The 18039-nt window shown below is 69.1% G+C and carries 24 protein-coding genes; 7 read left to right on the forward strand and 17 right to left on the reverse strand.

The genetic code is table 11. The annotated features are described in order from the left end of the window. Positions 1-23: 23 nt before the first annotated feature. The 4 genes from ABXJ52_RS23830 to ABXJ52_RS23845 all read right to left on the reverse strand — a co-directional run bounded on the left by ABXJ52_RS23830 (position 24) and on the right by ABXJ52_RS23845 (position 3137). Positions 24-242: an acyl-CoA carboxylase epsilon subunit gene (locus ABXJ52_RS23830; protein WP_367044712.1), complete on the reverse strand. Its 219-nt coding sequence runs from the start codon at positions 240-242 to the stop codon at positions 24-26. A 14-nt stretch (positions 243-256) separates the two neighbouring features. After that, the gene (locus tag ABXJ52_RS23835; protein WP_367044713.1) at positions 257-1828 is read right to left on the reverse strand and encodes an acyl-CoA carboxylase subunit beta; all 1572 of its coding nucleotides are present in this window, start codon (positions 1826-1828) and stop codon (positions 257-259) included. An 80-nt stretch (positions 1829-1908) separates the two neighbouring features. Continuing rightward, positions 1909-2766: a 4'-phosphopantetheinyl transferase superfamily protein gene (locus tag ABXJ52_RS23840; protein WP_367044714.1), complete on the reverse strand. Its 858-nt coding sequence runs from the start codon at positions 2764-2766 to the stop codon at positions 1909-1911. A 2-nt stretch (positions 2767-2768) separates the two neighbouring features. Continuing rightward, positions 2769-3137 (reverse strand): acyl carrier protein, encoded by a 369-nt coding sequence (locus ABXJ52_RS23845; RefSeq protein WP_367044715.1) that lies wholly within the window; start codon positions 3135-3137, stop codon positions 2769-2771. Positions 3138-3411: 274 nt separating this feature from the next. Between ABXJ52_RS23845 and ABXJ52_RS23850 the strand changes: the two genes are divergently transcribed. The 5 genes from ABXJ52_RS23850 (at position 3412) to ABXJ52_RS23870 (ending at position 6364) form a co-directional block, all read left to right on the forward strand. Next, positions 3412-4044, forward strand: a complete 633-nt coding sequence (locus tag ABXJ52_RS23850) for a TetR family transcriptional regulator (protein WP_367049215.1) — start codon at positions 3412-3414, stop codon at positions 4042-4044. 113 nt (positions 4045-4157) lie between these two features. Further along, entirely contained in the window at positions 4158-4823 is a 666-nt protein-coding gene (locus ABXJ52_RS23855) for a DsbA family oxidoreductase (protein WP_367044716.1), read from the forward strand. Between the two features lie 125 nt (positions 4824-4948). Then, on the forward strand, positions 4949-5431 hold the full coding sequence (locus ABXJ52_RS23860; RefSeq protein WP_367044717.1) for a nucleoside deaminase: 483 nt from the start codon (positions 4949-4951) through the stop codon (positions 5429-5431). Positions 5432-5524: 93 nt separating this feature from the next. Next, positions 5525-5845 carry a multidrug efflux SMR transporter gene (locus tag ABXJ52_RS23865; RefSeq protein ID WP_367044718.1) on the forward strand — a complete coding sequence of 107 codons (321 nt, stop codon included), beginning with the start codon at positions 5525-5527 and terminating at the stop codon, positions 5843-5845. 99 nt (positions 5846-5944) lie between these two features. Next, positions 5945-6364, forward strand: coding sequence for a multidrug efflux SMR transporter (locus tag ABXJ52_RS23870; protein WP_367044719.1), 420 nt, complete (start codon positions 5945-5947; stop codon positions 6362-6364). A gap of 74 nt (positions 6365-6438) precedes the next feature. Here the strand turns inward: ABXJ52_RS23870 and ABXJ52_RS23875 are convergent, their stop codons facing one another. From ABXJ52_RS23875 to ABXJ52_RS23885, 3 genes are all read right to left on the reverse strand, one after another. Continuing rightward, positions 6439-7209, reverse strand: a complete 771-nt coding sequence (locus tag ABXJ52_RS23875; RefSeq protein ID WP_367044720.1) for a glucose 1-dehydrogenase — start codon at positions 7207-7209, stop codon at positions 6439-6441. Further along, the gene (locus ABXJ52_RS23880; protein WP_367044721.1) at positions 7206-7328 is read right to left on the reverse strand and encodes a hypothetical protein; all 123 of its coding nucleotides are present in this window, start codon (positions 7326-7328) and stop codon (positions 7206-7208) included. Before ABXJ52_RS23880 ends, ABXJ52_RS23875 begins: the two co-directional genes overlap by 4 nt. Before the next feature lie 65 nt (positions 7329-7393). Next, entirely contained in the window at positions 7394-8044 is a 651-nt protein-coding gene (locus ABXJ52_RS23885) for a ScbR family autoregulator-binding transcription factor (protein ID WP_367044722.1), read from the reverse strand. Between the two features lie 238 nt (positions 8045-8282). On the opposite strand from ABXJ52_RS23885, the gene ABXJ52_RS23890 reads away from it, so the two are divergent. Continuing rightward, positions 8283-9209, forward strand: a complete 927-nt coding sequence (locus ABXJ52_RS23890; RefSeq protein ID WP_367044723.1) for a ScbA/BarX family gamma-butyrolactone biosynthesis protein — start codon at positions 8283-8285, stop codon at positions 9207-9209. Between the two features lie 89 nt (positions 9210-9298). Here the strand turns inward: ABXJ52_RS23890 and ABXJ52_RS23895 are convergent, their stop codons facing one another. The 10 genes from ABXJ52_RS23895 to ABXJ52_RS23940 form a co-directional block, all read right to left on the reverse strand. Continuing rightward, the gene (locus tag ABXJ52_RS23895) at positions 9299-10039 is read right to left on the reverse strand and encodes a 4'-phosphopantetheinyl transferase superfamily protein (protein WP_367044724.1); all 741 of its coding nucleotides are present in this window, start codon (positions 10037-10039) and stop codon (positions 9299-9301) included. Between the two features lie 54 nt (positions 10040-10093). Next, complete coding sequence (locus ABXJ52_RS23900) at positions 10094-10336, reverse strand: DUF6253 family protein (RefSeq protein ID WP_367044725.1); 243 nt, start codon at positions 10334-10336, stop codon at positions 10094-10096. Next, complete coding sequence (locus tag ABXJ52_RS23905; protein ID WP_367044726.1) at positions 10333-11172, reverse strand: maleate cis-trans isomerase; 840 nt, start codon at positions 11170-11172, stop codon at positions 10333-10335. Before ABXJ52_RS23905 ends, ABXJ52_RS23900 begins: the two co-directional genes overlap by 4 nt. Before the next feature lie 51 nt (positions 11173-11223). After that, a complete protein-coding gene (locus tag ABXJ52_RS23910) occupies positions 11224-11949 on the reverse strand; it encodes a transglutaminase family protein (protein ID WP_367044727.1) in 726 nt (241 codons plus the stop codon). Between the two features lie 14 nt (positions 11950-11963). Further along, positions 11964-13094 (reverse strand): acyl-CoA dehydrogenase family protein, encoded by a 1131-nt coding sequence (locus tag ABXJ52_RS23915; protein WP_367044728.1) that lies wholly within the window; start codon positions 13092-13094, stop codon positions 11964-11966. 82 nt (positions 13095-13176) lie between these two features. Continuing rightward, positions 13177-13551: an ectoine synthase gene (locus tag ABXJ52_RS23920; protein WP_367044729.1), complete on the reverse strand. Its 375-nt coding sequence runs from the start codon at positions 13549-13551 to the stop codon at positions 13177-13179. 104 nt (positions 13552-13655) lie between these two features. Then, complete coding sequence (locus ABXJ52_RS23925) at positions 13656-13919, reverse strand: acyl carrier protein (protein ID WP_367044730.1); 264 nt, start codon at positions 13917-13919, stop codon at positions 13656-13658. Further along, positions 13916-15385 carry an AMP-binding protein gene (locus ABXJ52_RS23930; RefSeq protein ID WP_367044731.1) on the reverse strand — a complete coding sequence of 490 codons (1470 nt, stop codon included), beginning with the start codon at positions 15383-15385 and terminating at the stop codon, positions 13916-13918. The genes ABXJ52_RS23925 and ABXJ52_RS23930 overlap by 4 nt, the downstream gene beginning before the upstream one ends. Positions 15386-15600: 215 nt before the next feature. Next, positions 15601-16044, reverse strand: coding sequence for a MarR family transcriptional regulator (locus tag ABXJ52_RS23935; RefSeq protein WP_367044732.1), 444 nt, complete (start codon positions 16042-16044; stop codon positions 15601-15603). Between the two features lie 125 nt (positions 16045-16169). Beyond that, a complete protein-coding gene (locus ABXJ52_RS23940) occupies positions 16170-17279 on the reverse strand; it encodes a transposase (protein ID WP_367049216.1) in 1110 nt (369 codons plus the stop codon). Between the two features lie 120 nt (positions 17280-17399). Between ABXJ52_RS23940 and ABXJ52_RS23945 the strand changes: the two genes are divergently transcribed. Then, positions 17400-18008 carry a TetR/AcrR family transcriptional regulator gene (locus tag ABXJ52_RS23945; RefSeq protein WP_367044733.1) on the forward strand — a complete coding sequence of 203 codons (609 nt, stop codon included), beginning with the start codon at positions 17400-17402 and terminating at the stop codon, positions 18006-18008. Positions 18009-18039: the final 31 nt, after the last annotated feature.

The following is an 18039-nucleotide window of genomic DNA, read 5'->3' on the forward strand; positions in this document are numbered from 1 at the left end:
CTCGCACCCCGTACGGGCCACCTCTAGCTCGCCGACCTCCAGGTACGCGGCCCCTGGAAGGGGCCCACCCGCTCGGGCCTGCGCCACTGTGCGACGGCCCGCTGCTGCCGTGACACGTCGTCGGGCTCGGCGCCGACGGCTGCCGCCCGGGCGAGCAGAACCGCGGTGAGCGCGGCGAGTTCCGCGGCGTCGAGGTTCCCCCGCTCCACCCGCAGTAGCTGCGATATTTCCTGTCCCTCCATGTTCAACTCCCTTTCTACTGGGGCGGGTTGCCGTGCTTGCGGCGCGGCAGGTCGGCGTCCTTGGTGCTCAGCATGGACAGCGAGCGGGCCAGCACCGAGCGGGTCTCACGAGGGTCGATGACGTCGTCGACGAGCCCGCGCTCGGCGGCGTAATAGGGGTGCACCAGCTCGGTCCGGTACTCCTCGATCTTCTGCGCGCGCATGGCCTCGGGGTCCTCGGCCGCGGCGATCTCCCGGCGGAAGACCACGTTCGCGGCGCCCTCGGCGCCCATGACCGCGATCTCGTTGGTGGGCCAGGCCAGGGCGATGTCCGCGCCGATGGAGCGGGAGTCCATCACGATGTAGGCACCGCCGTACGACTTGCGCAGCACTACGGAGATGCGCGGCACGGTGGCGTTGCAGTAGGCGTACAGGAGTTTCGCACCACGCCGGATGATGCCCTCGTGCTCCTGGTCGACGCCCGGCAGGAATCCCGGCACGTCGACCAGGGTGACCAGCGGAATGTTGAAGGAGTCGCAGAACTGGACGAACCGCGCGCCCTTCTCGCTGGCCTTGATGTCGAGGACACCTGCCATGGCGGCGGGCTGGTTGGCCACGATGCCCACCACGGCGCCGTCGATCCGGGCGAGCCCGCAGACGATGTTCGGTGCCCAGCCGGCGTGCACCTCCATGAAATCCCCGTCGTCGACGAGTTCTTCGATCACGCCGTGCATGTCGTAGGAGCGGTTTCCGTCGGCGGGCACCAGGTCGAGCAGGGCGTCGCCGCGCCGTTCGGCGGGGTCGTCGACGTGCGCCTTGGGCGGCAGCTCGCGGTTGTTGGCGGGCAGCATCGACAGCAGGTAGCGGACCTCGGCGATGCAGGTCTCCTCGTCGTCGTACGCGAAGTGCGCGACGCCCGAGGTCCCGGCGTGTGCGTCGGCGCCACCGAGCCCGTTCTGGGTGATCTCCTCGCCGGTGACCGCCTTGACGACGTCCGGGCCGGTGATGAACATCTGCGAGATCCCGCGGACCATGAAGACGAAGTCGGTGAGCGCGGGGCTGTAGGCCGCACCGCCGGCGCACGGGCCGAGCATCACACTGATCTGAGGGATGACGCCCGAGGCCTTGGTGTTGCGCTGGAAGATGCCGCCGTAGCCGGCCAGCGCCGAGACACCTTCCTGGATCCGGGCACCGGCACCGTCGTTGAGGGACACGAGGGGTGCTCCCGCGGCGATGGCCATGTCCATGATTTTGTGGATCTTCTGGGCGTGCGCCTCGCCGAGCGCGCCACCGAAGACCCTGAAGTCATGGGCGTACACGAACACCGTTCTGCCGTCGACGGTGCCCCAGCCGGTCACCACGCCGTCGCCGTGGGGGCGCTTGGCCTCGAGGCCGAAGCCGGTCGCCCGGTGCCGTCGCAGTGCTTCGACCTCGCCGAAACTCCCCTTGTCAAGCAGGAGTTCGATCCGCTCGTAAGCGGTCAGCTTGCCCTTGGCGTGCTGTCGCTCGGTGGCCTTCGGGTCGGTCCCGTCGCGGGCCAGCTCCTTCAGCGCGGACAGCTCGTTCAGCCGTGCACCGGCATCAGCCGGAGATTCCGTAGTCGGCATGGTCCTACCACTCCTTCCATCGTTCATCCGAGGTGGACGTTCATCCGAGATCGGCGTTCGTCCGAGATCGACCGTGTTCTTCACGCGCGGGCGTCCGGACCTGCCGGCAGCACCGTGGACAGGTGCTCCTTCGCGGAAGCGATCAACTCGACGCCCCGCTCGGCGTCCTTGGTGTAGAGGCTCTCCATGGGCACCCGGCGAGCGGTCATGCGCTGGTCCGTGCCGGCCTGGACGGCCACCGCGGCGACATGGCTGGGATAGCCGGGTACATTGCTGACGATCCAGCCCGGCGGTCTGCGAGGATCCGCCGGATTGCTGCGCCCGCCCAGGTAGTCGGCGGCCAGGTCGCGCTTGAGTCCGGTGCCGATGCCTTTGAGGTACGCCTCTTTACGGGTCCACAGTCGCCCGAAGGCCATGGGTTGTTCGGAGGCGGGCAGTTCGGACAGCTCACTCCGCTCGGCGGGGTGCAGCGTGGGCAGACACAGCTCGCTGGTCTCGGCGGTGGGGATCCGCTCGACATCGACTCCCACGGGTGCGGCCGAAACGCCGATGAGGGCCAGACCGTGGCTGTGGGACAAGGAGAAGTGAACGGGTGCGGGCGGGGTGGCGGCCACGTAGGGCCGGCCGTGAGGCCCGCCGCACTCCGGGCACGCGGCACGTGCCAGGACCAGCTCGGCGGGATCGGAGCCGACGTAAGCGGCGAGCACCCGCCTGAGCGCGATGTGCGAGGCGACGTACAGGAGCCGGTCGTACGGCCGCAGGAAGGAGGCGGCCCGCGTCCGCTCGGCGTCGTCGAGCTCGGAGGTCAGCATCGCCCTGGCCCCGCCGTCGGTCCATGGCTGGCGGAGTGTCCACAGGTGCAGTTCGTCCCGCTCGACGGCGAGGGCCGGTGGCCGACGGGCGACGCCTGCGCCGGCGAGGGCGGCTGGTGAGTTCACGGTCATACTTCGGGGCAGACCGGAGTGCCGGAGCGGGCGGGCTGCTCCAGTGCCGCTTCCACCTGGGCGGCCAAGCCGGTGGCGATCTCGGTCACGCTCTGGTTGGTCAGCAGGAGGTGGGCCGGCACGTCGACGTGCAGACCCAGTTCCAGCATGCGCTTGAGACGCAGCGCCATGATCGAGCCGACTCCCTGGTTGCGCAGGGGGTGTTGAGCGCTGACACGATGTGCCGCCGGTACGTCCAGGGACTGTCTGAGTTCCTGGAGGATGTACTCCTCGATCATTCGAATACGCTCATCGGCGGCTGCCGTACGCAGCTCCTGCTGGTCCGGCAGGCGTAGAAGGTAGTCGGGCGAGGTCTGTTCGAGCACGGTCGCTCCCTAGCTGGGTGTACAGGCAGTGTCCTGACCCAGGTGGAAACAGCTGATAACCGCGGACTCATGACCCGCACATCTGGTCGGGGCGGCCGATTACTGGCCAGTGGTCCCCGGCATTGGACCCTGGAACCTCACCTTCGCTGGGAACGATGCCGTCCCCCTTTCCCCATACCTTCCAGACGGCCCCGGTCATGGGGAGCCCCGCCTCCCGGCCCCGGCACGGCTTGTCCCCTGTCGACCATGACCAGGGAACAGAGAGAACTGCGTGATGCAAGAGCGTGCTGCGCTGACCCGCCGGGCCCTGATCGGGACGGCTGCCGCCGAGTTCGATTCGCATGGCTACGAAGGCACAACCCTGGCCCGGATCTGCAAGGCTGCCGGAATCTCCATAGGTGCGTTGTCCTACCATTTCGCCGCGAAACGCAATCTTGCGGAGGCGGTGGCGCACCAAGGCGAGGTGGCTGTTCGGGACATGGCCGAGCGCGTCCTTGCCCGACAGGGCCGGGCTCTTGAGTCCGCGATCGGCCTGACGCTCGAACTGGCAAGACTCCTGGAGCGGGATGTCACCGTCCGCGCGGCCGCACGCCTGGGGGCCGAGCTCCGCTTCGACTGGTCGGCCGCATGTCTCTCCACCGTGAGCCTGCTCCTCGAAGAGGCCAGTGCGGAGGGGCAGTTGCGTTCCGGCGCCGCCCCCGCGAGTCTCGCCACGCTGGCGGCCTACCTGGTGGGCGGCGCCGAGTCGCGCATCCGGGCGCGGAGCGGGCAGCCCGGAGCCGGCGAGCAGAGAGCAGCGGACGAACTTGCGGAGATCTGGGCGATCGTCATGCCTGAAGTGCGCGCCACAGTGGCAAAGGGCAATGGCCGGCGCCCGGACGGAAAGCCGGACCGCCAGTACCTGTAGCCAGGACGAGGCACCGAAGTGCATGATCATGCAATCGCTTCAACCCTGCCCATCATCCCGTCGAGCGATCATTGCTTGCATGGGCAATCAAGAATCAATTGGAGGGTCCGTATATGGCCGAGCCCGTGAAGATCAAGATCTGGTCCGACTACGTCTGCCCCTTCTGCATGCTGGCCGAAGGCCCTCTTGAGGAGGCGATCCAGGATGTCGGCGCAGACGTGGAGATCGAATGGATGCCTTTCGAGCTGCGTCCGCACCCTCAGCCCACCCTGCGGCCGGAAGACGATTACCTGCCCAGGATCTGGGAGGGCGCCGTTTACCCCGTGGCCCGCCGCCTGGGGGTGGACATCACGCTCCCCGACGTATCCCCGCAGCCCTACACCGCTCTCGCCTTCGAGGGCTACCAGTACGCGGCCGAGCAAGGCCTGGGGACCGCCTACACCCGGCGGATGTTCCGTGCCTTCTTCCAGGAGGGCCAGGACCTGGGACAGATCGACGTCCTGGCCACCCTGGCCGGCGAAATCGGGCTGGACGAAGCCGGGTTCCGGGCCGCGCTCGCGCATGGCGGCTATCGCGCCAAGCACCGGGACGCCCTGCGGGAGGCGGCAGCCCATCAGGTGCAGGCGGTGCCCACCATCCTCATCGGTGACACCCGCATCGAAGGCGTTCCGCGCACCGCCCAGGTGCGCAAGGCGATCCTCGACGCCCAGGCGCAGCAGGCCGGGGACGCCGTTCACGGCGCCGCCTGCGGTATCGACGGGAGCTGCGCGCATGCTTGACGTTGATTGCTTGCGCATGCAAGAGTTGGTCGCGCGCCGGGTCGAGAGTCGACGCCGGGCTTGCGAGTTCTTTATTGCATGTGCAGGCAAAAGCTAGTCAGGGTTACACGGGAGACCAACTGCTCATGGGTACACACGAAAGCGAACTGGCGGACTACGCCCAGGAAGCGATCCGGCTCAGCCGGGAGCATGTCGCACAGGGCGGTATCCCGTTCACCGGCGTGATCGTGGGCAGAAGTGGACGGATCCTGGGGACCGGCTTCAACCGGGTCCGGGAGGACAACGACCCGACCGCCCACGCCGAGATCGTGGCTCTGCGGGAAGCCACCGCCGAGCACGGGATCGGCGCCGTGGCAGGAGCGACCCTGATCGCTTCCGGTGAACCCTGCGCTCTGTGCTACATGGCGGCGTTGTACGCAGGCATCGGCCGTATCGCGCACGCCGCCGACCGCAGGACCGCTGCTCGCTACGGCTTCGACTACACGGACTCGTACTCCGTCTTCGCCGAGGATCCGGCGAGGTGGCCCCTTGAGGTCACCGCGCTGCAACTGCCCGAAGCGGAACAGCCGTTCCAGGACTTCCTCACCATGAGCCGAGCCCTGCGATAACCGGGCTGTCGCCTCACGGCACCGTCGTACGACATCTTTCTCACCCTCGCTCACCCTCGCTCACCATCGTTCACCGCACGGAAAGGCCCCCCCATGCACTGGCTCTACCTGGCGATCGCCGTCGCCTTCGAGGTCACGGTCGCCATCGCCGTCGGAAAGGCCGAGGGCTTCAAGAATCGCAAGTGGACCGCGATCACCCTGCTCAGCGGGGCTGCCGCGACCTACTTCCTCAGCAGGGCGCTCCTGAAGCTGGACGTCGGCGTCGGATACGCCCTGTGGACCTCCGTCGCCGGCGTCGGCATCACCGCCATCGGAGCGCTGTTCTTCGGTCAGCGTCTGAACCTGAACAAGGCCATCGGAATGGTCCTCGTCATCGGCGGCGTCGTCGGCCTGCAGCTGAGCGGTTCCGCCTGAGCCCGGCGCGGATCTTCCGGCCGCACACGCCGCGCACGCCGCACACGCCGTGCACCCCGTAACCACCTGACGACACCCTCACGAGAGGACCCATCTCCCATGTCCAACGCAGCCCGGAGCTCCGCCAACGCCTGGCTCATGCTCCTTCTCGCCGGAGCCTTCGAGGTCGGGTACGCGCTCGCCGTCGGCGGCAGCGAGGGCTTTACCCGCCTGACCTGGTCCCTGGTCGCCGTGGTGTTCTTCCTGCTGACGCTCTACGCCCTGAGCCTTGCCCTGCGCACGATCGACGTGGGTGTCGGCTATGCCGTGTGGGCGGGTATCGGCGCGGTCGGGGCCGCGGTGCTCGGCCCGTTCTTCTTCGACGAGACCCTCACCGCGGCCAAGGGCGTCTGGCTCGCGGTCATCATCGCGGGGGTGATCTGGCTCAAGCTCGCCGACCGCACGAAGTCCCCTGAACCGGTTGCCGCAACGCCGGAGTCCGAGCACCTCGTGGGCAGGCCCGAAGCGGTTCGGGTCTGACGTTCGCCGACAGTACGCCCCAGGCGCCTGCGGCCCTTTCCGACAAGGGCGGCAGGCGCCTGGGGCGTCCTTCGTCACTTCGCGGTTCTGCCGCCGTCCACTGCGAGGGCGGATCCGGTCGTGAAGGACGAGGCATCCGAGCAGAGCCAGGCGGCGGCGCGGGCGATCTCGGTCGGATCGGCGAGGCGCTGCAGGATCGCCTTGCCGCCGAAGCGGGAGCGCACAGCGGGGTCGCCGGTGAGGATGCCGTCCATCATCTCCGTGTCGGTGCTGCCCACCACAAGGGCGTTGACGCGGATGCCGTGTTCGCCGTATTCGGCGGCCGCCGCCCTGGTCAGACCGAGAACCGCGTGCTTCGCGGCCACGTAGGCGGCCGAGGCGGAAGTGGCACGTACGCCCGCGACGCTGGAGGTGTTGACGATCGAACCGGCGCCGGCCGGCAGCATGGCGGGGATCTGGGCGCGCAGACAGTTCCACACGCCGCGCAGATTGACGTCCATGGTGCGGTCGAAGACGTCGTCGGGGAGCTCGTGCAGTACCGTTCCGGCGCTGGCGTAACCGGCGTTGTTGAACGCGCAGTCGAGCCTGCCGAACTGGCCGACCGCCGTGGCGACGGCGCGTTCCATGTCCTCGGGGCGGGTGACGTCGCCAGGCAGGGCCACTGCCCGGCCGCCGTCCTTCCTGATGCGCTCGGCGACCTCCTCGAGCCGGTCGACCCTGCGCGCCACGAGTGCGACGGCGGCTCCTTCGGCGGCGAAGTGCCGGGCCGCCGCGGCGCCGATTCCGCTGGAAGCGCCGGTTATCAGCGCCACCTTCCCGGACAGCAGTGGCCCAGCCGGAGTCATGCGGGTCTCCCCGGTATGAAGTGGCGGCTCACCGGGCTGGAGTGGTGGCTCACCGGGCTGGAGATGTCGTCGAGCGGGACACCGTCGATGTTCGGGGCGGCCAGATGCAGAGCAGGCATGCGACTCCGTAAAGGATCGTTGACGACGGGCAGGGCGGGCAGGGCGGGCAGGGCGGGCAGGGCGGTCAGGGCGTGCTGGGCTTGTCGGGCATCATCTCGGCGCCGCGGGCGGGGGCCGTCTCGGCGCGGGTGATCACGGACGGGACCGCGATGCCCGGGAGGAGCAGGTTCCACATCTGCTGGGTGCGCTGGGGGAGGTCCGCGCGGCCGCTGGCGACATTGGAGTACATCTGCATCCCGGTACAGGCGGCGAGCACGAACTCCGCGACCAGGACCGGTTCGATGCCCGGCTGCAGCTCGCCGTCGTCCCGCGCCTCTTCCAAGCAGCTGGTCAGGATCCCGCGAAACTTCTCGTACGGCTCGGCGTTCAAGGGGCCGTTCATGGAGGTCTGTTCATTCGTCAGCCGTACGCCGGCCCGGAGCAGCGGGTCGCTCTGCAGCTGCCACGACCACACGAGGGTGAGGTCGATGAGCCGCTGCAGGCCGCGGACGGCAAGCAGGGGAACGAGGGAATCCGGCTGGCTGTTCATCACCGCCCTGGCCAGGTCCTCCTTCGAGTCGAAGTGGAAGTAGAGCGCCCCTGCCGTCACTCCGGCGCGCTTGAGGATGCGGCTGATGCTGGCCCCCGCATAGCCGAACTCGTCGAAGACCTCCGCGGCCGCGTGGATCAGCACGCGGTGGGTCTGTTCCGCCCGCTCCTGTTTCAGTTGCGCCATGTCTCTCACCTTCTCAAAAAGAACGCTCCTGATGTTAGCGGGGACGGGCGTAGCCTGAGCAAGTCCGGTTCCTGGGCCTTTGATTGCTTATACCGCCGCAAAAAGGAAACCAGTACCAAGAGATTACTCCCTCTTGACTCAATGAAACAGAAGGATCATTATGTTTACCGGGCGCACAGAGTGGGTTTCATTTAGCTCTCTGTAGTCGCCCAGCAGTCATTCGATCTTGGGGGCGAAGATGTCTGTTTCTGTACTGGGCGTTGAGGCGCGACCGATCCACCAGTGGCAGGTGCACAAACTGCGGGGGGAGGAGGCGCTGCTCAAGACCTGGGCCGAGCCTTCACCGGGGCGCTATGTGCTCATGGCGCGCTGGCCGCGGGGCCACAGCTTCTACAGGCCGTCGCAGGGTGGGTACGACCCGATGCTGCTCGTCGAGAGTGTGCGCCAGGCGGCGGAGCTGCTGTCCCATGCGGTGTACGACGTTCCGCGGGAGTTCAAGCAGGCGTGGGAGGACTTCAGTTTCACGGTCGAACCACTGGCGTCGCTGGTGACCACCGCCGAGGAGGAAGTGCGCCTCGTGGCGACCTGCTCGGACGTGGTCCGCCGCGGCAGCAGGTTCGCCGGCATGACGGTGGATACCGAAGTCCACCTGGGGGAGCGGCTGATGGGTACCGCGCGCACTCGCTTCAACAACCAGCCCGCGGCGATATACCGGCGACTGCGCGGGAGCTACGCGGACGCGGACGCCGCGCTCGCCCGCTGCCTTCCGGCGGGCCCGCCCGAAGAGCCGCACCGGGTGGACCGGTGCTCTCCGGACGACGTGGTGCTGTCGCCGACTCGGGGTGGCGTCCCCGGACGGTGGATGCTCCGGGTGGACCCCACGCACCCGGTCCTGTTCGACCACGCTGTGGATCACGTGCCCGGGATGCTCCTCCTCGAGGCCGCCCGGCAGGCCGCGCACGCCGTTGGCGACGGCACTTCGGTCGTCACCGGGATGCGGACGGACTTCGTCCGGTACGTCGAACTCGACGCCCCCGCAGTCGTCCTGGCCGGCAGGCCGGTTCACGACGGCACGGGCCGGTGCCGCGTGGACGTGTCGATCGAGCAGCACGGCGTCCGGGTCTTCACCTCCGAGGTGGCCGTCGAGCAGGCGATCTGCCCGTAGGCCTTGGCACGCAGCGCGGCGGGCGGTCCGTACCCCCTTCCAAGGGGGTACGGACCGCCCGCCGTCGGGTCAGGCCGGCACCCGTCGGGTCAGGCCGGCACCGGCATCACCTCAGGAAGCACCTCGTGCATGGTGACTTCCACGTGCACCGAGGCCGGGACCGCGAAGCTGGCCTCGTACCCGGGTGGCGCGAGCAACTGCCGCACCCGCCAGCCGAGCGGCTGGCCGGTGAGATCCAGCCGGTTCATGATGGCGGCCATGCCCTGCCCCGTCGCCTTGGCCATGGCCTCCTTGCGGGTCCACAGTCGGGCGAAGTCCCGGACGAGTTCGTCGTCCGGGACGTTGCCCAGCCACTGCTGTTCCCTGGGGTGGAGGAACGGCAGGTAGTCGGCGACGGATTCCGGTGTCGGCCAGGACTCGATGTCGATGCCGATGGTGGCTTCGGCGACCGCGATGGCCACGTGGTCGCCGGTGTGCGACATCGAGAACTCCACCGCCTCCCGGCCCGGCTCCGGATCACTGATGGCCGGCCTTCCGTGCGCCCCGCCGCAGCCGGGACACGGCTGCCGCAGAAAACCGACGCTCCTGGGTGAGCGGTCGAGCGACGAACCGAGGACGCTCCGCAGCGCCCAGTGGGCGAAGACGTAGGCGTCCCGGGCGGCCGGCTGCGGTATCCCGGCGAGCCGGGTCCGCTCCTTCTCATCGAGCCAGTCGGGCGGGGCCTCGTCGTTCACGAGGCGCTGCCCGGCCGGCGCCCGGACGATCCAGATGCCGACCGGATCGAGGACCTCCCCCGGGGGTGCGTCGGACCACTTGAGGTCGTGTGTCATGTCGATACGGCTCCTGATGCGGCGTGGACCCGGCCGGTCCCGCCACGGGTCGGATCAGGCGATAGCTGCGAGCAGCGGCCACGGACCGGTCGTGGTGTGCTGCTCGAGGCCCTCGGGAGCGAGATAGCGCCGGAATCCCGGCACCTGATCCGCCGGGCGCAGCGCCCCGCGGTGCAGTACCAGACCGCGCACGGCGGTCCCGTCGTCGTGCCAGCACACCAGCGGGATGCGGTACTCCGGCGTGTCGCAGGTCTCCTGCACGGCGGCTTCGTAGCCGTACGCGGACAGCAGGCTCATCGGGCCGCCCCCGCCCACGCACTCCTGGCCGCTCCCGGGGCCTTGGGGGCGACGCCGAACAGGGCGCCGTAGTCGGTGATCCGCGCGGCGGCCTCCGTCCCGCCGGCCAGGTGCAGCGCATGCCAGAACAGCACCTGGTTCGCGGTGAGTACGGGGAACCCGAGCCGCTCCTCCAGGCCCGCGATGGTGCCCACGGCGCGAATGCCGTTGCCGGCGACCAGCACTGCCTGCGGCCGCTGCGGGGCGACGGCGGACTCGATCCACTGCACCAGCGCCTCCGGCGTGATCAGCTTCTGGTTGCTGGGGAGGCCGCAGGGGCCGTGGTGGACGACGTCGAAGCCCCGCTCGCCGAAGTACGAGGCGCCCAGGGCGGACAACTCGTCGTCGAACCACGGCGGGTTGACGAGCGCGATCCGCTCGGCGCCCAGGGCGTCGAAGCCGGCCGCGGCCGCGTGGGTCGTGCCGGTGAGCGGGATGCCCCGGGTCCGCTCGGCGAGCCGCTCGAACAGCTTCCGCTCGCCGTCGGCGCCCAGGACGTACGCGGAGCTGGTGAACCCCAGGGCGATGGAGTCCAGCGGGGAGGCGGCGAGCAGCTCGACGGCGTCGTCGATGAGGGGCGGGTCGATGAAGGCGCGCACCGGGTCGTGCGGGATCTTGGGGTCCATCTCCCCGCCGGGGCGCATCGCCCCGAAGTGGACGCGTGAGCCGTGGACGTAGACGTCGCGCGGCGCCATCGCCTGAAGCTCGGACTCGGGCCCGACGTCCGCGTGCGGTACGACGACGCCGACGCGGGCGGCCGCGGCCCAGCCGTCCTCGTGGGCCTGGAACTGCGTCATGGGGTGCTTCTCCTCTTCTGCTGTGCCGTTACGGATACGCCGCCGCGCGGCTCAGGCCGCCTCGTCGGCCAGCGAGCCGCCACTGACGGTGCCGGTGCCGTCCCCGTTCAGGAATTTCGGGTGCTTGCGGCGCATGTTGCCCATCACGAACTCGTACGGGACGTCGTCGAAGTCGCCGTGGTCGGTGAGGAATTCCATGCTCTGCCGCCCCTGCGCGTCGAAGGGGTGGTAGAGGCTGTCGGAGCGGCCGTCGAACTCCAGCGGGGTCATGCCGTACAGCCGGCACAGGAGCTTGTTGAAGACGGGGGTCACCTTCACCCAGCGGCCGTCGAGGTACACGGTGGCCAGGCCGTGGAAGAAGACGTCGCCGCCGATGTACGAGGTCAGACGGTCGGAGGCCAGGTGGTTGCGTACGTCGCTGTAGTGCAGCCGGGCGGGGATGCCGACGGCGCGGCAACAGGCCGCGTAGAGCACGGACTTGTGCAGGCAAAAGCCCTTGCCGCCGGCGATGACGCTGGACGCCGTGAGGCCCTGGGGCGACAGGTCGGCGCCGTAGACCTCGTAGTGGATGCGGTCGCGTACCGCGTAGTAGAGGGCGACGGCGAGGTCGACCGGGTCCGCGGTGTCGCGGTCGATATCGCCCAGAGCCTTGTCGACGAAGGCTCTGACGGTCTCGTGCTCGTGGTCGAGGAAGTCGGTGGCCGCCGTGAGGAGGGCGCGGTCGTCAAAGGACAGCTCCTCGGACGCGGTCGGCCGCTCGGCCAGGGTGTCGGTCATGCGGATGCCTCTCGTCACAGGCCCATGAGGGCGGCGATGCAGTTGCGCTGGATCTCATTGGTGCCGGAGTAGATGGAGCCGGCGGCGGCGTTGCGCAGCTCGCGCTCGATGCCCGTGTCGGTCAGGTAGCCACGGGCGCCGAAGATCTGGACCGCGTCCTGGGCGGTGCGCTGGTTGGCCTCGCTGACCACGATCTTGGTGGCGGCCACGTCCAGCGAGGCGTCCGTGCCCTGTTCGACCTTGCGGCCGGTGTCGTACAGCCACTTGCGGGCCGTCTCCACGGCGATCTTCATGTCCGCGATCTTGTGGGAGACCGCCTGGTTCTTGCCGATGGCGCTGCCGAACTGCTGCCGGGTGGTGGCGTGTTCGACCACTCGCTTCAGTCGGTGGGTCATCTCGCCGAGGTTGACGGCGAAGGAGAAGAGGACCTCCCGCTTCATCACGTGATCCATGACCAGGAAGCCGGCGCCCTCGCTGCCGAGCCGGTTGCCGACAGGCAGCCGGACGTCTTTGAGCGTGACCTCGCTGATCGGGGAGGTGCGCAGCCCCATCGTCTCCAGCGGCTCGCCGACCGTCAGGCCCGGTGTGCCGCGCTCGGCGAGGAAGGTGCTCAGCCCGAAGGCGCCCGGCTTGCCGGTACGGACGTAGAGCAGGAAGAGGTCGGCGACCGGCGCGTTGGTGATGAACAGCTTGCCGCCGTTGATCACGTACTCGTCGCCCTCGCGGACGGCCGTGGTCCGGATGTTCATCACGTCCGAGCCGTGACCCGGCTCGGTGATCGCATGCGCGGTGATGGCCTGCCCGGAGGTGACCTGAGGCAGGTAGCGCGCACGCAGGTCGTCGGAGCCGAACGCCTGCAGCGGGATGCCGACGCTGACGATCTGTGTGGACGCCGAGAAGTTCAGACCGGCGTCGCGGCTGGTGTAACCGAGGCCCTCGAGGGCCGTCATGGTCTCGGTGAGGGTCCGTCCGGCGCCGCCGTACTCCGGCGCGAAGGGGAGGGTGAAGAGCCCGGACTGCTGCAGCGGCTTCCACTTGTCGTGCGGGAACTCGGCGGCGCGGTCCCAGCGGGACACGTCGTCGTTCAGCTCGTCGCCGTAAGGGGCTGTGATGCCGAAGGTGTCTGCGGCTTTGTCTACGGCCATGCGTGTTCTGCCTCGTCTTTCGCTGGGCACTGGGCATCGGGTGCGGGGCCGCGGCGGCGCGGCCCCGCACCCACGTCGCGGATCAGTAGCGGGAGAACCCGTCGTCGGAGAGCGAGTGCTTCTCGTCGCCACGCAGCGCCGGGCTGAAGACGGAGACGAGGAGGAGGTCCTCGTCGTCGGAGGCGATCAGGTGATGGGCGTCGTTCATGTCCAGGGCGTAGATGGTCCCGGTCATGATCTTGTGACGGTCGCCGTCCCTGGTGACGACCTCGCCCGAGCCGCCGATGCAGTAGCAGGCCTCCAGATGGCCGAGGTACTGCAGCGCGCTGGAGGTGCCCTGGCGGACCAGGGTCTCGCAGACGGTGAAGCCCATGCCGTCGGACTCGGTGAGCAGGCGGTGGCTGGTACCGCTGCCCCACTCGACCGCGGGGACGTCGGAAAGGGAACGGACGATCATGGCGAATACTCCTGTCATCGCTGTGTTCTGGGCGAGCACTGCTGGTGCGCCGCGGGTGTGCGGGCTGTGCGTGTGCGGGCGGTACGAAGGGAGAGGACTGCCTGTCAGACCGTGGCCGGAGCGACCGCCTTGCCGACGAAGCCCCGGATGTCCGCGAGGGTGCGGTAGACGGCCGGCTCCAGCGGGATGTCGTCGACGGGGATGCTGTACGTGTCGGAGATCCAGGCGATGAGGCGGACCAGACCGAGGCTGTTCACGACGGTGCTCTCGATGAGGTCGAAGTCGTCGGTCAGGTCCTCGGTGTCCTCACCGGCCAGGAACTCCTGGACTATGTAGTCGCGGATCGGGTCGTTGGTGGCGGTACTCATCGAGAGGCTCCATTCAGTTGGGTGTGCTTGATCGAGTTACGGTCCGGTTTGCCGGTCGAGGTCTTCGGCAGCGGAGCGCCGCCAAGACCCACGGAGCTGGGCACGGCGTGCTTCGGCAGGTGCTTCGCCGCGTACGCCCGCAGTCCGAGCGAGCTCAGGGCGGCGCCGTCCCGGCGCACGACTTCGGCGTGCAGCCGGGTGCCGGCCTCCGGGTCGGGCAGCGCGACGACGGCGGCCTCGACGACGCTCGGATGTGACGCGAGGACGGTCTCGATCTCCAGGGTGTTGGTGCGCACGCCGCGCACCTTGACCTGGAAGTCGGTACGTCCCTGGAGGAAGTAGCGGCCGTCGGGGTCGCGGTGGACGAGGTCGCCGGTGCGGTAGAACATGGTGCCGCCGCCGCGCGGATCCGGCATGAAGGCGTGCGCGTTGCGGGCCTGCTCCAGATAGCCGCACGTCTGGAATGGGGTGTGCACCAGCAGTTCGCCGGTGCCGGGACCCTGCAGGACCTCGATGCCGTCGGCCCCCTCGACCGCCAGCACGGCGTCGGTGCCCTCGATCGGGGTGCCGATGGGCAGCGGGTGCACGTACGCGCCAGGATCGATGTCGTGGATGAAGCTGTCGTTGGTCTCCGTGCAGCCGAAGACGTTGTGGAAGCGGGCGGCCGGACAGGCGGCGAAGGTGTCCTGCAGGCCCTGCTCGGAGGCGGCCTCCCCGGTGAACACGACCGTACGGACCGCCGGATAGCGGGCGTCGTCCGCGGCCAGCAGCCGGTGCAGCAGCGGCACCCCCTGGACCAGGGTCACCTCGTTGCTCCGCGTGAGGTCACGGAGATAGCCGGGGTCCCCGCTGGCTCCGGCGTCGGCCAGCACGACGGTGCCGCCGGCCTGCAGCACCGTCCAGACGTCGAGGAGCGCCAGGTCGAAGTTGAGTGGTGAGAAGCTCAGCGACACGGTGCTGCCGTCGAGCCCGAACTTCGTGGTGGCCCAGGCGCCGAAGCGGTCGAAAGCCTCGATGCGGACCGGGACGAGCTTGGGTACGCCGGTGGACCCGGAGGTGGTGAGGGTCAGCAGCGACTCCTCGGGGTCGGGGGCGCTGAACCCGTCCGACAGTGCGGGATCGGCTTCCTCTCCCGCCAGGGCCACGCCACCGCCGGGGACCGCGGCGGCCGACAGCGGGCCGTGGGCCTGGGCCGTGAGGGTGGACAGGGCGGCGACGCCCAGACCGGGCGACGGGACCAGGGTGTTGATCCCCTGACGCCATGCTCCGAGGAGCAGTGCGATGGTCTCCGGCGACTTGTGGGCCGGGACGCACACGGCACGTACGGGGCCGAAGCCGGCGCCGTCGAGATCTGCGGCGGCGCGGCCGGTCAGCTGCTCGAGTTCCGCGTAGGTGACCCGGCGGCCGGCGCTGACGAGCGCGGCGCTGTCGGGCTGGTCCTGTACGTGTCGGCTGATTGCCTGCAACAGGCGAGGCGAAGGCAACGGTCCCCCCTCGGTGGATGGCGATCTTGGCTACGAGGGAGAACCTACGGGGTTTTATATGCATGGTCAAGCAAGTAAAAGTTTAGATCAAGTGATCCAGGTCACTGCCCCTCACACCGGAAAGAAGCTCGAACATGCAAAGACGGCGGGGAGGCCGGGCCGGCCCGGATGCTTCCCGCCGTCTGTGGGCGTTCGGTTCAGGCGGCGCTGCGCAGCGCTTGTACGGCGCGGGCGAACTGGTCGTCGGCGCTCGCGGTGTTGAGGGTCGAGCTGAGCATGTCCGCGTACGTGGCGCGGGCGTCCCGGTAGCGCTTGCGGCCCTCGTCGGTGATGACGGCGAAGATGCCGCGCCTGTCGTCGGCGCAGTTGTCCTTGTGGGCGTAGCCGGCACTGTCCAGCCGCCCCACCAGGCGGGTCACTGAGCTCTGACTCAGGCCGATGTGGTCCGCGAGCTCCTGCATGCGGCATTCGCCCTTCTCGGCCTGGTCGAGGACCTGCAGGGCCCGGTACTCGGACAGGCCGACGCCGTGCCGGCGCTGCAGGGTGTGTGCGAGTTGACGCTCCACGAAGGCATGCAGGCCAAGGACAGCTTCCCACATAGCCTGATCTGAGGCGGCGCGCGGCTGCTGGTGGATCGTCATGAAATGGCTCCCCTTCTCGACTGCTATCCCACGACAAAGATACATGCCCATGCAATGATCTGGAGAGTTTTAGGGCGCACGAAGGTAACCCAGCCCCGCTGAGTACTTGTGGACGCAAGCAATCGTCAGCGCTCAATGCCCTCCAATGTGCTGTACGCGTAGGCGGCCGAGACGAGGGTCATGTGCCGGTGCCAGCCGGGGAACGACCGGCCCTCGAAGTCGAGGAGGCCGAAGTCCTCGCCCATGCGGTGGATCGCGGCCCGAGCCCCCTGGGGTGAACGGGTCAGCTCGAAGAGTTCGACCGGGTGGCGGTCGGTGATGTTCGTCAGCCAGATCCGGCCCGGGCGTCCGCGGCTCACGTCCCATGCGGCAAGCAGTCTGCCCGCTCCGTGACTGGGCTCGCCGTCCGGCCGCTCCCCTCGTATCGAGGTGTCGTACGAGACGACCGGCCGGCCCGCCCCAGTCGGGTGCCGTACGCCCCGGCGCAGCAGCAGGGTGCGCACCGACTCCCTTTCGCCGGGCGGCAGTTCCGGATCGGCGAGGGTGGTCTGGCCCGGGATGGCGAGGGCGAAGGCGTGCCCGCTGCCGTGCAGTCGCCGCACCAGCGGTGTGACGTCGAACAGGGACGTCAGGTCGGCCACCACCGGTGCCGTCCGTCCGTTCGGCCAGGACGTCATCTCCTGGACCAGGCGCAGGGCCTGGGTCCACAAAGGCTGGGTCTTCGTCGTCGCGGGGATCCTCGCCCGGTCGCGCACCGCATCGTCGCGGGTGAACCGGGGAGGCAGGAAGAGCTCCCAGTCGACCGGTAGGTGCGCCTGCCCGGAGTCCAGGAACAGGCCGAGGCCCAGCTGGCAGTTGACGGTGCGCCCCGACTCCGGCAGGAAGCGCTGGTGCACCCCGGCCGAGTGGCTGCCGCGCTTGGGCAGCACCGCCGAAGCCAGCGTCCAGGACTGTACCGGCAGCGACTGGGCGATCCAGCGGGCCAGTTCGCCGCGCGCCGGAGCCCACTCCCACGGGCTGACGCTGACGAACTGGTGCAGCGACTCCGACGCCGCCTCCGAGCCGGTCACGACGGCCGCCATGCGGCGCACGGTCTTCTTCCCGTGCGTCCGCAGCAGCCCCTGCAGATACATATGGCCCCAACGCTGCTGGTCGGAGCGGTGCAAATGGCCGAACAGGCGCTGGGGCAGGTCACCCGGCGGCCGGCCCCCTGTCACGTCGGGCGTCTCGTGCATCGTCGTCACTGCAGGTCCCTTCCAGGTGGGCGGTCCCTGGGCAGACTAACAAACATAGAGAACGTTCGTTATGATTTTCGTCGAGGAGCAGCTACTTACCGATGTCCAAGGAGAACGCGCATGCAGAAACGGGCGGCCAGAACGCGCCAGGCCTTGCTGGAAGCGGCCGCCGAGGAGTTCGCCGAACGAGGCTACGAAGGCGTCTCCCTGCAGGGGGTGGTCTGGCGGGCGAAGACCTCGATGGGCTCTTTGACCTTCCACTTCCGGACCAAGACGGTCCTGGCCGAGGAGGTGCGCAGGCTCGGGCGCGCCCGCTTCGGGAGCTGTCTGGAAGACCTTGCGGCCGCCGACTCGCTGGGGGAACTGCGTGGCCTGATCGACTCGCTGGCCCGACTGGCGCACGACGACCCCTTCGTACGCGCCGCGCGCCGCCTGGACGCCAACCGCCCCGAGGGCGAGCCGCCGTTGGCCGAGGCCTGGCTTCCCGGGCTCCGCGGGCTGCTCGACCGGGCCTGTGGCGCACACCGGATTCGTCCCGGCGTATCTCCCGAGGACGCTGTGGACCTGCTCGCTTACCTGGCGGAGGGCGCCATGGCCGCCCTCGACACGACCCGGGACCCGTCCTGGAACCCGGTCGGGGACCCGCTCTGGGACATCGTCCTGCACGGCCTCGCTGCCGACCGGACGGGCCGGACCGGCCCGATGTGGCGCGGGGCGGAACCCACCTGAGGACGGGCTCCGGCCCCCGCGTCCCGGCCGT

Origin of the sequence: Streptomyces sp. Je 1-332 (genome assembly GCF_040730185.1) — a bacterium.
GTDB lineage: Bacteria > Actinomycetota > Actinomycetes > Streptomycetales > Streptomycetaceae > Streptomyces.